The organism is Bradyrhizobium sp. BWA-3-5, assembly GCF_032917985.1.
GTDB lineage: Bacteria > Pseudomonadota > Alphaproteobacteria > Rhizobiales > Xanthobacteraceae > Bradyrhizobium.
Map to the genome: position 1 here is coordinate 3,894,353 of NZ_CP136626.1, position 13,469 is coordinate 3,907,821.

Below are 13,469 nucleotides of genomic sequence, written 5' to 3' on the forward strand. Positions count from 1 at the left end.
TTGATTCGAAAATTCGCACGAGGAAAGCTTTACCATAGGGCCGGCCCCGGCTTGCGAGGAACACCAAAGGAGCCTGTCGCCATTGATCTTTTCGACCGCCGCTGTATTGAAGGCGGGCAGTTGATGATGGCGGAAACGCCTGTCACGTATCCGCCTCAATTGCCAACGAGATAGCCGCCTCAGCGCGGGTAGAGGTGTCGGCGTCTGTAGCGGTTTCGGGCGCTCCGGTTCAGAAAGGGTTTTCCGCAATGAATTTCCGTATCTTGGCCGGGTCGGGCCAGCCGCGTGGGCAGATCTTGTCCCTGTTGGCGGCTTCGGCGCTCTCGGCAATGTTGATCGCTTCCGGTGCACAGGCCCAGCAGCCAGCGCCGGCCGCTCCGAAAGCGGCGCCGAAGGCAGCTCCCAAGGGTCCGGCGCCCACGCCCCAGCAGGCCCCGGCCGCTGGCGCGCCTGCCGCCGGCGCTCCGCAACCGCAGGAGCAGCAGGTCCAGCTGATCTACGCGCCCTGGACCAAGTTCTGCCTCAAGGGCCAGGAAGCCGGCGCCAAGCAGGTCTGCTTCACCGGCAAGGATGGTCGCATCGAATCAGGCCAGCCCGTCATCGCTGCCGTCATCATCGAGCCGGAAGGCGAGCCGAAGAAGCTGCTGCGCGTGACGCTTCCGCTCGGCATGCAGCTCGTGCACGGCACCCGCATCATCGTCGACAGCAACCCGCCGCAGCAGAGCCCCTACGTCATCTGCTTCCAGAACGGCTGCATGTCCGACTACGAGGCCACGCCCGAGCTGATCGCGAACCTGAAGAAGGGCCAGAACCTCGTTGTTCAGGCGATCAATTCCAACGGCGCGCCGCTGACGCTGCCGCTGCCGCTCGCCGGCGAATTCGCCAAGGCCTATGACGGCCCGCCGACCGATCCGAAGCAGTTCGAAGAAAACCAGAAGAAGCTGCAGGAGGAGCTGCAGAAGCGGGCCGAAGAGCAGCGCAAGAAACTCGAAGGCGCGGGCGGCGCCAATCCGGCGGCGAAGTAAGCGCGCCGGCGGCCATTCGCCAAAACACAAAAGGCGCCCCGGTGGGCGCCTTTTTCGTTGCGGATATAGACGACTAATTCAGCGACGCATTGCGCGGGCGATAGCCGCCGGACTTGTCCTTGATGAAGATCTCCGCGACCTGCGAATGCCGGATCGGCTCACCGGAATCGTCCGGCAGCAGGTTTTGTTCGGAGACATAGGCGACGTATTCGGTCTCCGAATTTTCCGCGAGCAGATGATAGAACGGCTGATCCTTGTGAGGACGAACCTCCTCGGGGATCGACAACCACCATTCCTCTGTGTTGTTGAATTCGGGATCGATATCGAAAATCACGCCGCGGAATGAGAACACCCGGTGGCGGACGATCTGGCCGATCTGGAATTTGGCGGTGCGCGCTTTGATCATGTCCTGTCGAATAGACCATGATTGTGGCCGATGCTAGGGGCAATAGGACGAATTAACCTTTACGCAAGGTGGCTGCTTCTGCCGCCATGCCCCCGAAATCACTGACGAAAAGACGTTTTCGCGATGGCCGATATCCTCAACCTTGCGCTTCCCTATTTCGGCCTGATCTTCATCGGTTTCGCCTGCGGCAAGACAAAAGGGCTCCCGGAAGCGGGCCTTGCCTGGATGAATTTCTTCCTGCTCTACGTCTCGCTGCCGGCACTGCTGTTTCGCATCATGTCGGAAACGCCGTTTTCCGAACTGAACAATCCGCCGTTCCTGATCGCGACCACGCTGGCGACCATGAGCGCCTTCGTGCTGGCGATGGTGGTGGGCCGCATCATCGGCGAACTGTCGCTGCGCAAGGCGACCATCGCGGGCCTTGCCGGCGCCTATGGCAATATCGGCTATATGGGACCGGGCCTCGCGCTGGCGGTGCTCGGCGCCAAGGCGGCGGCGCCGACCGCGCTGATCTTCTGCTGCGACAGCATCTTCCTGTTCACCATCGTGCCGCTGTTGATGGCGCTGACCGACCGCGAGCATCGCTCGTTCCTGCATGCGGTCGGCGTCGCCGCGCGGCAGATCGCGCTCAATCCGCTGATCATGTCCGCCGTTCTCGGTGCGCTCGTCGCCGCGTTCCACATTCCGTTGCCGACCGTGCTCGACCGGACGCTGCTGTTTCTGCAGAACGCCGCTGCGCCGACCGCGCTGTTCGTACTGGGAGTCACCGTGGCGCTGCGGCCGTTCGATCGCGTGCCCTGGGAAGTGCCCGGGGTAATCGCGATCAAGCTTTTGATCCATCCGATCATCGTGTTCGGACTGATGCTGCTGTTCGGCCCGTTCGCGCAGCCCTGGGCGGCAACCGCAATGCTGATGGCCGCGCTGCCGCCGGCGCTCAATGTCTTCGTGATGGCCCGGCAGAACAACACCTGGATCGAACCGGCATCGGTGGCGGTCCTGATCGGGACGTTTGCCTCCGTGGTCACGCTGACCAGCGTGATGTGGTTCATCCAGAGCGGGCGGCTGGCGTTTCCGTAGAGCGGGGCGCCGAAACACAAAATCGCGAAAACAACCCCATGCACAGTAGCCTGGAGCTAGCTCACCCGCTTCCAGGTCGGCGCCAGCCCCTCGCGCATGGCCAGCCGCCGCAGTGGGCCGAACGAGCCGAGCAGGTGCATGCCCACCGCACGCAGCGATTGCAGCGGCAGAAAATCGCTGAGCAGCGAGCGGTTGGCGACGTCGATTGCGATCAACCGGCTGGCGACATCGGCGCGGCGGGCGGACTGATAGCGCGCCAGCACCGCCGATGATCCCGGATCTTCGCCGCGCGAGAGTGCTTCGCCCGCGATGTCGGCGATATCGGCGGCATCGCGCAGCCCCATGTTGAGGCCCTGCGCGCCGATCGGCGGCACCACATGGGCGGACTCGCCGACGAGTGCGACGCGGTGGCTGGCGAATTGGTCGGGACGTTCGATCGTCAGCGGAAACAGGTTGCGCCCGGCCTCGACCTGGATACGGCCGAGAATGGAATGCGACTGTTTCTCTGCGGCTTCCGACAATTCGTCGTCGCTGAGCGACATCAGCCGCTCGGCTTCGCGGGTCGTTGCAACCCACACCACGCTGCAGCGGTTGCCGGGCAGGGGGACGAAGACGCACGGGCCCTGCGCGGTGTGAAACTCGGTTGAGATGCCGTTATGGGACCGCGAATGGCTGACGTTGAAGGTCAGCGCCGATTGATGCAGGTCGCGGCGGCTGATCCCAATTCTGGCTGCCTTGCGCGAGGGCGATTGCCGTCCGTCGGCGCCGATCACCAGCCGCGCGGCAAGCGGCTCGCCCTTGCCGGTATTGATCGTCACAAGTTCATCCTGCGGGTCGATCGCAATAGCTTCATCATCAAATCGGATGAGGTTCGAAAGCGCTGCGGCGCGTTCTTCAAGGGCCACCATCAGCGAGCGGTTGTCGATATTGTAGCCGAACTGCTCGAGGCCGATCTCCTCCGAGGAGAAGCGGACTTCCGGGGCGCGGATCAGCCGGCCGGTATCGTCGACAAGGCGCATGGTCCGCAAGGCGGCAGCCTTGTCCCGGCAGCGGGGCCAGACGTCCAGGCGTTCGAGCAGATCGGTGGAAGCGCCGAGCAGCGCCGTGGTGCGGTTATCGGCATAGGGAACGCGGCGTGCCAGCAGGGCGGTTTTCGCGCCTGTTGCAGCTAGCGCAATGGCGGCGGTCAACCCGGCCGGCCCGCCGCCGATCACGGCGGCGTCATAAACTTGCGATGCATTGTTCATATCGGGACAATTGACGTTCGGGCCGGCATTTTCAAGCCATCAACTGGCCGAAATGTTTCCGCCCAATCGCGCGGCGGAACGCCGCAAGCGCCGATATGCAAATCGGAGCGATTCCTGATAGCACTGCCCAAGCAATGGACCAGACAACAGAGCCAGATTCCGTCCCGGCGACCGGGCGAATGCGGACCGCCGCATTCGCCGTACACATCTTCACGGCGATGGGCGCGGGCATCGCGCTGCTTGCGATGATGGAAGCGGTGCGCGAGCAGTGGGCCAACATGTTCGCCTGGCTTGGCGTTGCCCTGATCGTCGATGCAATCGACGGCCCGCTGGCGCGGAAGCTGCAGGTCGAGCGGTTGCAGCCGAACTGGTCAGGCGAGGTGCTCGACCTCGTTGTCGATTTCGTGACCTATGTGTTCGTTCCGGCCTATGCCATTGCAACGAGCCGACTGTTGATGCCGGTGGCGGCGCCGCTGCTCGGTATTGGCATCGTGGTATCGGGCGCGCTCTATTTCGCTGACCGGCGCATGAAGGCATCGGACAATCACTTCCGCGGCTTTCCGGCGCTATGGAACGCCGCGGCGTTCTATTTGTTCTTGCTGCATCTGCCGCCAATCCCGTCCACGCTCGGAATAGCCATCCTGATCGCGCTCACCTTCGCCCCGTTTCACGTTCTGCATCCGGTTCGCGTGGTGCGACTGCGCTGGCTGACGCTATGGCTGATGGCCATCGGGGCGGCGCTTGCGATCTACACGCTCATCTATGATTTCGACGTCGGCGCTCCCATCGTCGTCGGGCTTTGCGCCATTGGCGCCTACGTTATTGTAAGCGATGCCGTCATCCGGCAGATAAAGTCGTTCAGGGCATGATGGAATTACTGACGAGCCCGGAAGCCTGGTTGGCGCTGCTCACGTTGACGGCGCTGGAAATCGTGCTCGGCATCGACAACGTCATCTTCATTTCGGTGATCGTGTCGCGCATCCCGCCCGCGCAGGCCAAGCGCGCGCGCCAGATCGGCCTCCTGCTCGCGCTGGTGTTCCGCATCCTCCTGCTCAGTCTCTTGGTGTGGCTGATCGGCCTCACGGAGCCCATCGTCATCGTCAAAAGCGTCGAACTGTCCTGGCGCGACATCATCCTGATCGCCGGCGGCGCCTTCCTGATCGCAAAAGCGACGCATGAGATTCATAGCGAGGTGGAGGCGCGCGAAGGTGAGTCCGATGCCCAGCCGAGCGCCAGCGCGTTCTTCTGGGTGATCATGCAGATCATCGTGGTCGACATGGTGTTCTCGCTGGACTCCATCATCACGGCGATCGGCATGGCGCGGGATCTCGAAATCATGGTCGCGGCCGTCGTGATCGCCTGCGCCGTCATGTACGTCTCGTCGGGCCCGGTGGCCCGCTTCGTGGCCAACCATCCCACGACCAAGATGCTGGCATTGGCGTTCCTGGTGCTGATCGGCGTAGCGCTGGTGGCGGACGGATTCAAATTCCACATCCCGCGCGGCTATATCTACTTTGCCATGCTGTTCGCGGCCGCCGTCGAACTGTTCAACGTGCTCGCCAGGCGCAACCGCCGGAAGGCCGTCAAACCTCCGGCGAGTTGACAACGCGGCGGCGATGGCCTTCGTTGCGCGCTCAAGATGGGCGCTTGAGCCGATACCCTAGGGAGAGACCGTCATGACCAAGGCCGTGCGCGTGCACAAGGTGGGAGGGCCGGAAGCCCTGGTGTACGAAGACGTGGAGGTGCCGGCGCCCGGATCGGGCGACGTCCGCATCCGTCAGCACGCCGTCGGCCTGAACTTCATCGACGTCTATTTCCGCACCGGCCTCTACAAGGCGCCGGGACTGCCGTTCATCGCCGGCAACGAGGCCGCCGGCGAGGTGGTGGCGGTCGGCCCGGGCGTCACCAATTTCCATCCCGGCGATCGCGTCGCCTATTATTTCACGCTCGGCGGCTACGCCAGCGAGCGAGTGATCCCGGCCGACAAGCTGGTCAAGCTGCCCGACCACATCACCTACGAGCAGGGCGCGGTGCTGATGCTCAAGGGGCTGACCGTCTGGTATCTCCTGCACAAGACCTTCAAGGTCGAGCCCGGCCATCGCGTGCTGATCCACGCAGCCGCCGGCGGCATCGGCCTGCTCGCCTGCCAGTGGGCGAAGGCGCTCGGCGCGCATGTGATCGGCACCGTCGGTTCCAAGGCCAAGGCCGACCTGGCGCTGTCCAACGGCTGCGACCACGTCATCCTCTACAACGAGGAAGACTTCGTGGCCCGGGTGAAGCAGATCAGCCGCAACGAGCTCTGCGACGTCGTCTATGACGGCGTCGGCAAGACCACCTTCCCGGGGTCGCTGTCGTGCCTGCGGCCACGCGGCCTGTTTGTGAGCTTCGGCAACGCCTCCGGCCCGGTGCCGCCGTTCCCGCTGGCCGAGCTCAACAACCACGGCTCGCTGTTTGCGACGCGGCCGAAGCTCAACGACTACGTCTCGACCCGCAAGGAATTGCTCGAAGGCGCCGACACGCTGTTTGCCGCCGTCATCAACGGCAAGCTCCACGTGCCGATCAACCACGCCTATGCGCTGAAGGACGCGGCCAAGGCGCATACCGAGCTGGAGAGCCGGGCGACGACCGGGGCCGCGATTCTGCGGCCGTAACTCTCTCCGCCGTCATTGCGAGCCAACGGGTCGCGCGAATGCGCGCCCGATGACAGGCTCCGCGAAGCAATCCACCTCGATCGAGTGGCTTGCCTGAGTCCGCTATGCACCAGGAGCTGACATTCCGCACTTAAACTACCGCGTTCCGTCTCGCGGCTTCCCTGAACCAGGAAGCGCTTAGTTTGGGTGTTCGCTGTTGCGTCTGGAAATCCACGTAGACCAATCCGAAGCGAGTGCCGAACCCTCCGGTCCATTCGAGATTGTCGAACGCACTCCACACAAAGTTGCCTTTCACAGGCACACCCTCGGCAGTGGCACGTTGTAGTTGGGCCATCACGTTGCGCAGATACATCACCCGGTCCGCATCGTACACCTTTCCGCCCGCGGTCTTCTGGTCGCTCGCCGCGCAGCCATTCTCGGTGATGTAAATCTCTCTGGGCCGCCAGAGTGAGTTGAGCAGGCGCGGTCCCCAATACATGACTTCGGGGGACAATGAGTGCCAAGGCGAGAACATCTTCGGATGCGACACATTCAGGGGCACTTGCTTGTAGCCGGGGGCATCTTCTGACGCTTCGACGTACATTTTCGGGATGTAGATGTTGACGCCGATGAAATCCAGCGGCGACGCAATGGCCCGCATATCTTCGTCGGTGAAGCTGGGTGCATCTCTGCCTGCCGTCCTCAGGTAGTCATCGCTATATTTCCCGGTTTGCATCACATCCAGGAAGCGGGCGTTCAGCACCCTCGTGGCAGCTTCGGCCGCTCTGACATGTTCGGGCGTGTCGATGACCGGAACGGCGCAGAAAAGAACCTCGGCGGGACCTATCTTCATGCCGCGCTGACCTGATGCACGTATCGCCTGAACGCCCAGCCCGTGCGCGAGCACAGCGTGGTGGGCGACTTGGTTCAGCGGCCCTTGTTCGAGCTTCAAACCGGGAGCAAGCTCGATTTTGACCGGCTTGCCCTGAACCATCAGCTCCACTCCGCGATGGCCCATATCAACGAAGTTCTGGAACTCATTGAGCGTGAAGAAGTGCTTGCACCGGTCGCCAAGCCCCCGCGCCACGTGCGCTGCGTAGTCGCCGAACGCCTTGGCTGTATCGCGCGACTGCCAGCCGCCTTTCTCCTGCAACGCTTGCGGAAGATCCCAGTGATAAAGCGTAGCAAAGGGCTGGATACCGGCGGCGAGAAGCTCGTCCACGAGCCGCTTGTAGAAGTCCAAGCCAGCCTGGTTCAGTTGACCGTCGCCTGTTGGCACCACCCGAGGCCAGGAGATGGAGAACCGATAGGCGTTTGCGCCGAGGTCCTTCATCACCTTCACGTCCTCCTTGTATCTGCGGTAGTGGTCGATTGCCACGTCGCCGGTGTCGCCGTTCGCCGTCTTGCCGGGTATGTGCGCGTAGACGTCCCAGATCGATTTCCCTTTGCCGTCGGCATCAGGTGAGCCTTCGATCTGATAAGCAGCCGTCGCCACACCCCAGTAGAAGCCTCTGGGAAACTGCGGGAGACCGGCTGCCGACCGCGCTTGGTTCTTCCTCTGTTGAGCGGAAGCCGGTCCATTGGCGGTGACGGTCAAAGCGGCAGCACCTGCGAGCTTTCCAATGTCCCGACGTGAGAGGTTAGTTGGCATTCGATCCTCCCTGGCAGAATGAGAGATGATCCATTGCAGTATTGTCGGCTGCAAGCTGTCGTACTCGCCTCCCAAGTATACAACTCAATTGACCTGTGGGCGAAGCCCGCTTCGGGGTCATTCGCGACGGGCCCGATCCGGCAGCAGGCCCCGTCAGGTCCCTTGTTGCGCCGAGAGCAGAAGTAAATTCAAACGGTTGTTCAACAAGAAGCAATGTCGGCGTGTCGCGAAACGATACGCCATGGCGGCCAACTACCTGGCCTTCCTCAAGCCCACATCAATCCGCGTCTGGTTGCGTGCTAACTAGTCCGCGCTCTGGTTAACCCAGCAAAGTGGTGGTCCCGCGAGGACTCGAACCTCGAACCTTCGCGTCCGCAACGCGATGCTCTGTCCATTGAGCTACGGAACCATGCCGTCATCGGTTGCGATTTTTGCGGCCAGAGGTTGTCGCCGTCATTCCGGGATGGTGCGCTAGCTAGCACCAGACCCGGAATCTCGAGATTCTCAGGGGCGCGGAGCGCCCCATGGTTCGATGCTGCGCATCGCCCCGGAATGACAGGAGAGGCTAAGCCACCCGTCTTGCCGCACCCGCCTTGACCAAAACCGCGTCAAGGCAATCGATCATCAGCGAGATCTCCTCGCGCGTGACGTTGAGCGCGGGCATGAACCGCAGGGCGTCGGGCTGGGGCGAGTTGATGAGGACGCCGTCTGCCAGCGCTTCGGCCACGATCGCTCCGCCGATCGGCAGCTTGAGATCGAGTGCCAGCAACAAGCCGCGACCCCGCACTTCGCCAAGGCCGTGCCGTGCCGAGAGTTTCTGCAACTCGCTCTCAAGAAACAGGCCGGCATCGCCGGCCGCTTTCAAAAACTCCGGCTTCGACACTTCCTCAAGCACCGCCAGCCCCGCGGCGCACATCAATGGATTGCCGTTGAACGTGCCGCCCTGGTCGCCATGCTCGAAGCACGAGGCTTCCTTGGTTGCGAGCAGGGCGGCGAGCGGCACGCCGCCGCCGATGCCCTTGCCGAGCGTCATGATGTCGGGCGCGATGCCGGCATGCTCGTAGTGAAACAGCTTGCCGGTCCGGCCCATGCCGGTCTGGATTTCGTCGACGATCAGAAGGAGGCCATGCTCGCTGGTGAGCGTACGTAGCTCCTTCAGGAATTGATCGGTCGCCGGCCACACGCCGGCCTCGCCCTGGATCGGCTCCAGCATCACCGCAACCGTGTTGTCCGAGATCAACGCCTTCACGGAATCGAGGTCGTTGAGTTTCGCTTTCCGGAAGCCCGATACTTTCGGCTCGAACAGCGGCTCGAACGCCTTCTTGCCCGAGGCCGACATGGTTGCCAGCGTGCGGCCGTGAAAGCCGCCCTCGAAGGTGATGATCTCGAACGCGCCGTTCTTGTGCTTGGCGCCGTATTTTCGCGCGAGCTTGATGGCGCCTTCGTTGGCTTCCGCGCCGGAGTTGGCGAAGAAAACCTGATCGAAGCAGCTCTTTTCGACCAGCGCCTGCGCCAGCTTCAGGCAGGGGCCGTTGTAGAACGCAGGGCTTGGCGTCAGCAGCAGCTTGGCCTGCGCCGCGAGGGCTTCGGCGACAACAGGCGGTGAATGGCCGAGGCAGTTGACGGCCCAGCCCTGCATGAAATCGAGATAGCGCTTGCCGGCGTCGTCCCAGAGATAGGCGCCTTCGCCGCGGACGAACACGGCCTGCGGGCGTGCCGTGATGTTCATCAGCGCGTCGAACGGATGGGCAGCATGGGTCATGTCGATCTCCTCTGGGGTTTTGCGGAAGGGGGGCAGGCCGAAACGCAAGAAGGCCGCACTTTTGAGGGTGCGGCCTTCTCGAAAACGTGGCTGAAAACTAGCTAATCAGCGTTGTCGTCGGACATGGCGCGCCCCATCATCGTCGCGGGAGCGACGACGCAGGCAGGCGCGGCGGTTGGTCCGGTTCAGCTTCATGGCGATGGGCCATACAGCCGAACCGTAGATCATGTCAAGCGGAAGCTCGCCGGAGCGCTGCCGCCGGCGTCGCGCGCGACTTCATGAGGGGATCAGAACCCTGCGACGCTGCCGTGCAGATCGTACTGATCGGAACGCTCGATCTTGGCGGTGACGATCTCGCCGACCTTCAGCGGCCGGCGGCTCGACAGATAGACCGCGCCGTCGATCTGCGGCGCGTCGGCCTTTGAACGACCCTTGGCAACCGTCGGGCCGACTTCGTCGATGATGATTTGCTGCCGCGTGCCGACCTTGCGCTTGAGGCGGCGGGCGGAGATTTTCTGCTGCCGTGCCATCAGCGCATTCCAGCGCTCCTGCTTGACCTCGTCGGGCACGGCATTACCGATCGCGTTGGAGGCGGCGCCGGCCACCGGCTCGTATTTGAAACAGCCGAGCCGGTCGATCTCGGCGTCTTCGAGCCAGTCGAGCAGATAGGCGAAATCCGAATCCGTCTCGCCGGGAAAGCCGACGATGAAGGTCGAGCGAAGCGTCAGGTCAGGACATTCTTCGCGCCACTTCTTGATCCGCGCCAGCGTCTTTTCCTGCGCGGCGGGACGCTTCATCGCCTTCAAAACTTCCGGGCTCGCGTGCTGGAAGGGGATATCGAGATAGGGCAGGACCTTGCCCTCGGTCATCAGGCCGATGACTTCGTCGACATGCGGGTACGGGTAGACGTATTGAAGCCGTACCCAGGCGCCAAGCTCGCTGAGTTCCTTGGCGAGATCGAAGAATTTTGCGCGGACCTGTCGGTCCTGCCATGGGCTTTCGGCGTATTTCAGGTCGACGCCATAGGCTGACGTGTCCTGCGAGATCACGAGCAATTCCTTGACGCCGGCCTTAACGAGCCGTTCCGCTTCGCGCAGCACGTCGCCCGCCGGCCGTGACACCAGATCGCCACGCAGCTTTGGAATGATGCAGAAGCTGCAGCGGTTGTTGCAGCCTTCGGAAATCTTCAAGTACGCGTAGTGACGCGGCGTCAGCTTGACGCCCTGCGGCGGCACCAGATCGAGATGCGGGTTATGGACCGGTGGCAACGCCCGGTGCACGGCCTCCAGCACGCTCTCATATTGCTGCGGGCCCGTGATCGAGAGCACGCCCGGATAGGCCGTCTCGATCTGCTCGGGTTCCGCGCCCATGCAGCCGGTGACGATCACCTTGCCGTTCTCGGCCATGGCCTCGCCGATGGCGCCGAGCGATTCCTGCTTGGCACTGTCGAGGAAGCCGCAGGTGTTGACGATGACGATGTCGGCGCCGTCATGCTTGCGGGCGAGCTCATAGCCTTCCGCGCGCAGCCGCGTGATGATGCGCTCGGAATCCACCAATGCCTTGGGGCACCCAAGCGAAACAAAGCTGATCTTGGGCGCGGCGGCCTGTTGCATATCTAAATCTGCCTGATTGATGGGCACGACCTAGTCCCAATTGCTCACAATTACAAGGCTTTGCGGGCGCTTCTTCCGTGCTATGGATGCCCTGCCGGGTTAAGAGTTGATCGATGAGCGCTGAGTCGTCGCCGAAAATCGTGATTGTCGACGAAAGCCCGATTCGGGCCGCAATCCTGGAGGAGGGGCTGCGGGAGGCGGGCTTTACCGGCGTCGTGCATATCAGCGAGATGCAGAGCCTTTTGGCGCGGATTTATGCCCTCGATCCCGACGTCATCCTGATCGACCTGGAAAACCCCAGCCGTGACGTTCTGGAACAGATGTTCCAGGTCAGTCGCGCGGTGCGGCGGCCGATCGCCATGTTCGTCGATCAGAGCGATGCGGCCTCGATCCAGGCCTCGGTCGAGGCCGGCGTCTCCGCCTATATCGTCGACGGCCTGAAGAAGGAGCGGATCAAGCCGATCCTCGACCTCTGCATTTCCCGCTTCAACGCCTTCGCCAAGCTGCAGGATGAGCTCGACCGCACCAAGTCCGCGCTGGAGGAGCGCAAGGTGATCGACCGCGCCAAGGGAATTTTGATGAAGGTGAAGGGCCTCACCGAAGAAGAGGCCTATGTGCTGATGCGCTCCACCGCGATGCGCGAGAAAAAGAAGATTGGCGAGATCGCGCAGTCGATCCTGACGGCGTCGGAGCTCCTGAAATGACCACACCGCTGCATATCGGCTTCATTCCGCTGGTCGACGCCTCCGCGCTGATCATCGCCGTCGACAAGGGCTTTGCCGCCGCCGAAGGGCTGGATGTCACGCTGGTGCGGGAGGTGTCGTGGTCCAACGTCCGCGACAAGCTCAATATCGGCATGTTCGATGCCGCGCATCTGTTGGCGCCGGTGGCAATTGCCTCCAGTCTCGGCCTCGGCCACGTCAAGGTGCCGATCGTGGCGCCGTTCAATCTCGGCCTCAACGGCAATGCGATTACGGTGTCGCCGCCGCTGCATGCGGCCATCATTGCCGAGATCGATGGCGATGCGCTCGATCCGATGGCGACGGCGCTGGCGCTCGCCCGCGTCGTGGCGAAGCGGCGCAAGAGCGGGGCGGAACCGCTGACCTTCGGCATGACGTTCCCGTTCTCGACCCACAATTACCAGCTCCGGTTCTGGATGGCGGCGGGCGGGGTCGATCCCGATGAGGATGTCCGGCTCGTGGTGCTGCCGCCGCCCTACATGGTGGACAGCCTGGCCAACGGCCAGGTCGACGCCTTCTGCGTCGGCGCGCCCTGGAATTCGATCGCGGTCGATCTCGGCATCGGCCACATCCTGCATTTCTCATCTGATATTCTGGTCCGCGCGGCGGAGAAGGTGCTTGCCGTGCGACAGAGCTGGTCGGAGAAGAATCCGCAGGTGCTGGCGGCGCTGACGCGGGCCTGCGCGATGGCGGCCGATTTTATCGAACAGCCCGAAAATCGCGCGGATGCCGCCGGCATTTTGGCCCGGCCCGAGCGGATCGGCGTCGATCCGGAGTTGATCCAGCGAACCCTCGATGGCCGGCTCAAGGTTTCGCCTGGCGGCGCAAGGCGCGAAAGCAGCCGCTATCTGCTGGTCGGGCGCGAGGGGGCGGGCCGTCCCGATCCTGCGCAGGCCGCCTGGCTTTACGCCCAGATGGTGCGCTGGGGGCAGACAGGAATGCGGCCTGAGGCGCTGCAGACCGCCATCGGCGTGTTCAGGCCCGATCTTTATGACGCGGCCATGGGACGTTCAGCGGCTGAATCTGACGCGTCTGGCGCCATCGGAGCGTTCGTCGGACCCGCGTTTGACCCGGACGATATCGCCGGCCATCTGGCGGCCTTCAAGATCGGCCATTGGAAGCCGTGAGGCCTCGGTCTGAGGCAATATTAGGCAAAAATGGAAAGCGCCTAATTGTTGGGCGCCTGTGCCTGCGGAGCAGCAGTGAAGCGCGCTTCATCATTTTGAGTGCCTTCCCGGAACGCACTGAAAAATAAGCAAATTTTTATTGACGCCCACTGGCACGCAACTTGAATGTTGCAGTGCGGTCGGTCGTCGCT

The 13,469-nt window shown here is 62.9% G+C and carries 12 protein-coding genes and 1 tRNA gene; 7 read left to right on the top strand and 6 right to left on the bottom strand.

Going from position 1 to position 13,469, the window contains the following annotated elements; genetic code table 11:
• Nucleotides 1-248 precede the first annotated feature (248 nt).
• The gene (locus tag RX331_RS18810; protein WP_317257931.1) at nt 249-1,025 is read left to right on the top strand and encodes an invasion associated locus B family protein; all 777 of its coding nucleotides are present in this window, start codon (nt 249-251) and stop codon (nt 1,023-1,025) included.
• Nucleotides 1,026-1,098: 73 nt separating this feature from the next.
• Here RX331_RS18810 and hspQ read toward each other — a convergent pair whose 3' ends face one another.
• A complete protein-coding gene (hspQ, locus tag RX331_RS18815) occupies nt 1,099-1,431 on the bottom strand; it encodes a heat shock protein HspQ (RefSeq protein WP_317257932.1) in 333 nt (110 codons plus the stop codon).
• A gap of 123 nt (nt 1,432-1,554) precedes the next feature.
• Between hspQ and RX331_RS18820 the strand changes: the two genes are divergently transcribed.
• Entirely contained in the window at nt 1,555-2,508 is a 954-nt protein-coding gene (locus RX331_RS18820) for an AEC family transporter (RefSeq protein WP_317257933.1), read from the top strand.
• Nucleotides 2,509-2,564: 56 nt separating this feature from the next.
• On the opposite strand, the gene RX331_RS18825 is transcribed toward RX331_RS18820, so the two are convergent.
• Nucleotides 2,565-3,755, bottom strand: a complete 1,191-nt coding sequence (locus RX331_RS18825) for a UbiH/UbiF family hydroxylase (protein ID WP_317257934.1) — start codon at nt 3,753-3,755, stop codon at nt 2,565-2,567.
• Between the two features lie 179 nt (nt 3,756-3,934).
• On the opposite strand from RX331_RS18825, the gene pcsA reads away from it, so the two are divergent.
• From pcsA to RX331_RS18840, 3 genes are all read left to right on the top strand, one after another.
• The gene (gene pcsA / locus RX331_RS18830; RefSeq protein WP_410708242.1) at nt 3,935-4,624 is read left to right on the top strand and encodes a phosphatidylcholine synthase; all 690 of its coding nucleotides are present in this window, start codon (nt 3,935-3,937) and stop codon (nt 4,622-4,624) included.
• The gene (locus RX331_RS18835) at nt 4,621-5,358 is read left to right on the top strand and encodes a TerC family protein (protein ID WP_317257936.1); all 738 of its coding nucleotides are present in this window, start codon (nt 4,621-4,623) and stop codon (nt 5,356-5,358) included. The genes pcsA and RX331_RS18835 overlap by 4 nt, the downstream gene beginning before the upstream one ends.
• A 73-nt stretch (nt 5,359-5,431) precedes the next feature.
• The gene (locus RX331_RS18840; protein ID WP_317257937.1) at nt 5,432-6,406 is read left to right on the top strand and encodes a quinone oxidoreductase; all 975 of its coding nucleotides are present in this window, start codon (nt 5,432-5,434) and stop codon (nt 6,404-6,406) included.
• Between the two features lie 130 nt (nt 6,407-6,536).
• Here the strand turns inward: RX331_RS18840 and RX331_RS18845 are convergent, their stop codons facing one another.
• The 4 genes from RX331_RS18845 to rimO all read right to left on the bottom strand — a co-directional run bounded on the left by RX331_RS18845 (nt 6,537) and on the right by rimO (nt 11,411).
• On the bottom strand, nt 6,537-8,036 hold the full coding sequence (locus RX331_RS18845; RefSeq protein WP_317257938.1) for a GH1 family beta-glucosidase: 1,500 nt from the start codon (nt 8,034-8,036) through the stop codon (nt 6,537-6,539).
• Nucleotides 8,037-8,369: 333 nt separating this feature from the next.
• Nucleotides 8,370-8,445: transfer RNA gene (locus tag RX331_RS18850), tRNA-Arg, on the bottom strand.
• 156 nt (nt 8,446-8,601) lie between these two features.
• Nucleotides 8,602-9,798 (bottom strand): acetylornithine transaminase, encoded by a 1,197-nt coding sequence (locus tag RX331_RS18855; protein ID WP_317257939.1) that lies wholly within the window; start codon nt 9,796-9,798, stop codon nt 8,602-8,604.
• A 287-nt stretch (nt 9,799-10,085) separates the two neighbouring features.
• Nucleotides 10,086-11,411: a 30S ribosomal protein S12 methylthiotransferase RimO gene (gene rimO / locus RX331_RS18860; protein WP_317257940.1), complete on the bottom strand. Its 1,326-nt coding sequence runs from the start codon at nt 11,409-11,411 to the stop codon at nt 10,086-10,088.
• A 113-nt stretch (nt 11,412-11,524) separates the two neighbouring features.
• Here rimO and RX331_RS18865 point away from each other — a divergent pair, with 113 nt between their 5' ends.
• Both RX331_RS18865 and RX331_RS18870 read left to right on the top strand, forming a co-directional pair.
• Nucleotides 11,525-12,115 (top strand): ANTAR domain-containing response regulator, encoded by a 591-nt coding sequence (locus RX331_RS18865; RefSeq protein WP_317257941.1) that lies wholly within the window; start codon nt 11,525-11,527, stop codon nt 12,113-12,115.
• Nucleotides 12,112-13,278, top strand: coding sequence for a CmpA/NrtA family ABC transporter substrate-binding protein (locus RX331_RS18870; RefSeq protein WP_317257942.1), 1,167 nt, complete (start codon nt 12,112-12,114; stop codon nt 13,276-13,278). Before RX331_RS18865 ends, RX331_RS18870 begins: the two co-directional genes overlap by 4 nt.
• Nucleotides 13,279-13,469 lie beyond the last annotated feature (191 nt).

What these genes read in the sequence shown, in the direction of transcription:
- RX331_RS18810 (WP_317257931.1), top strand. Translation starts at nt 249, where the DNA reads ATGAATTTCCGTATCTTGGCCGGGTCGGGCCAGCCGCGTGGGCAGATC.
- hspQ (WP_317257932.1), bottom strand. Translation starts at nt 1,431, where the DNA reads ATGATCAAAGCGCGCACCGCCAAATTCCAGATCGGCCAGATCGTCCGC.
- RX331_RS18820 (WP_317257933.1), top strand. Translation starts at nt 1,555, where the DNA reads ATGGCCGATATCCTCAACCTTGCGCTTCCCTATTTCGGCCTGATCTTC.
- RX331_RS18825 (WP_317257934.1), bottom strand. Translation starts at nt 3,755, where the DNA reads ATGAACAATGCATCGCAAGTTTATGACGCCGCCGTGATCGGCGGCGGG.
- pcsA (WP_410708242.1), top strand. Translation starts at nt 3,935, where the DNA reads ATGCGGACCGCCGCATTCGCCGTACACATCTTCACGGCGATGGGCGCG.
- RX331_RS18835 (WP_317257936.1), top strand. Translation starts at nt 4,621, where the DNA reads ATGATGGAATTACTGACGAGCCCGGAAGCCTGGTTGGCGCTGCTCACG.
- RX331_RS18840 (WP_317257937.1), top strand. Translation starts at nt 5,432, where the DNA reads ATGACCAAGGCCGTGCGCGTGCACAAGGTGGGAGGGCCGGAAGCCCTG.
- RX331_RS18845 (WP_317257938.1), bottom strand. Translation starts at nt 8,036, where the DNA reads ATGCCAACTAACCTCTCACGTCGGGACATTGGAAAGCTCGCAGGTGCT.
- RX331_RS18855 (WP_317257939.1), bottom strand. Translation starts at nt 9,798, where the DNA reads ATGACCCATGCTGCCCATCCGTTCGACGCGCTGATGAACATCACGGCA.
- rimO (WP_317257940.1), bottom strand. Translation starts at nt 11,411, where the DNA reads ATGCAACAGGCCGCCGCGCCCAAGATCAGCTTTGTTTCGCTTGGGTGC.
- RX331_RS18865 (WP_317257941.1), top strand. Translation starts at nt 11,525, where the DNA reads ATGAGCGCTGAGTCGTCGCCGAAAATCGTGATTGTCGACGAAAGCCCG.
- RX331_RS18870 (WP_317257942.1), top strand. Translation starts at nt 12,112, where the DNA reads ATGACCACACCGCTGCATATCGGCTTCATTCCGCTGGTCGACGCCTCC.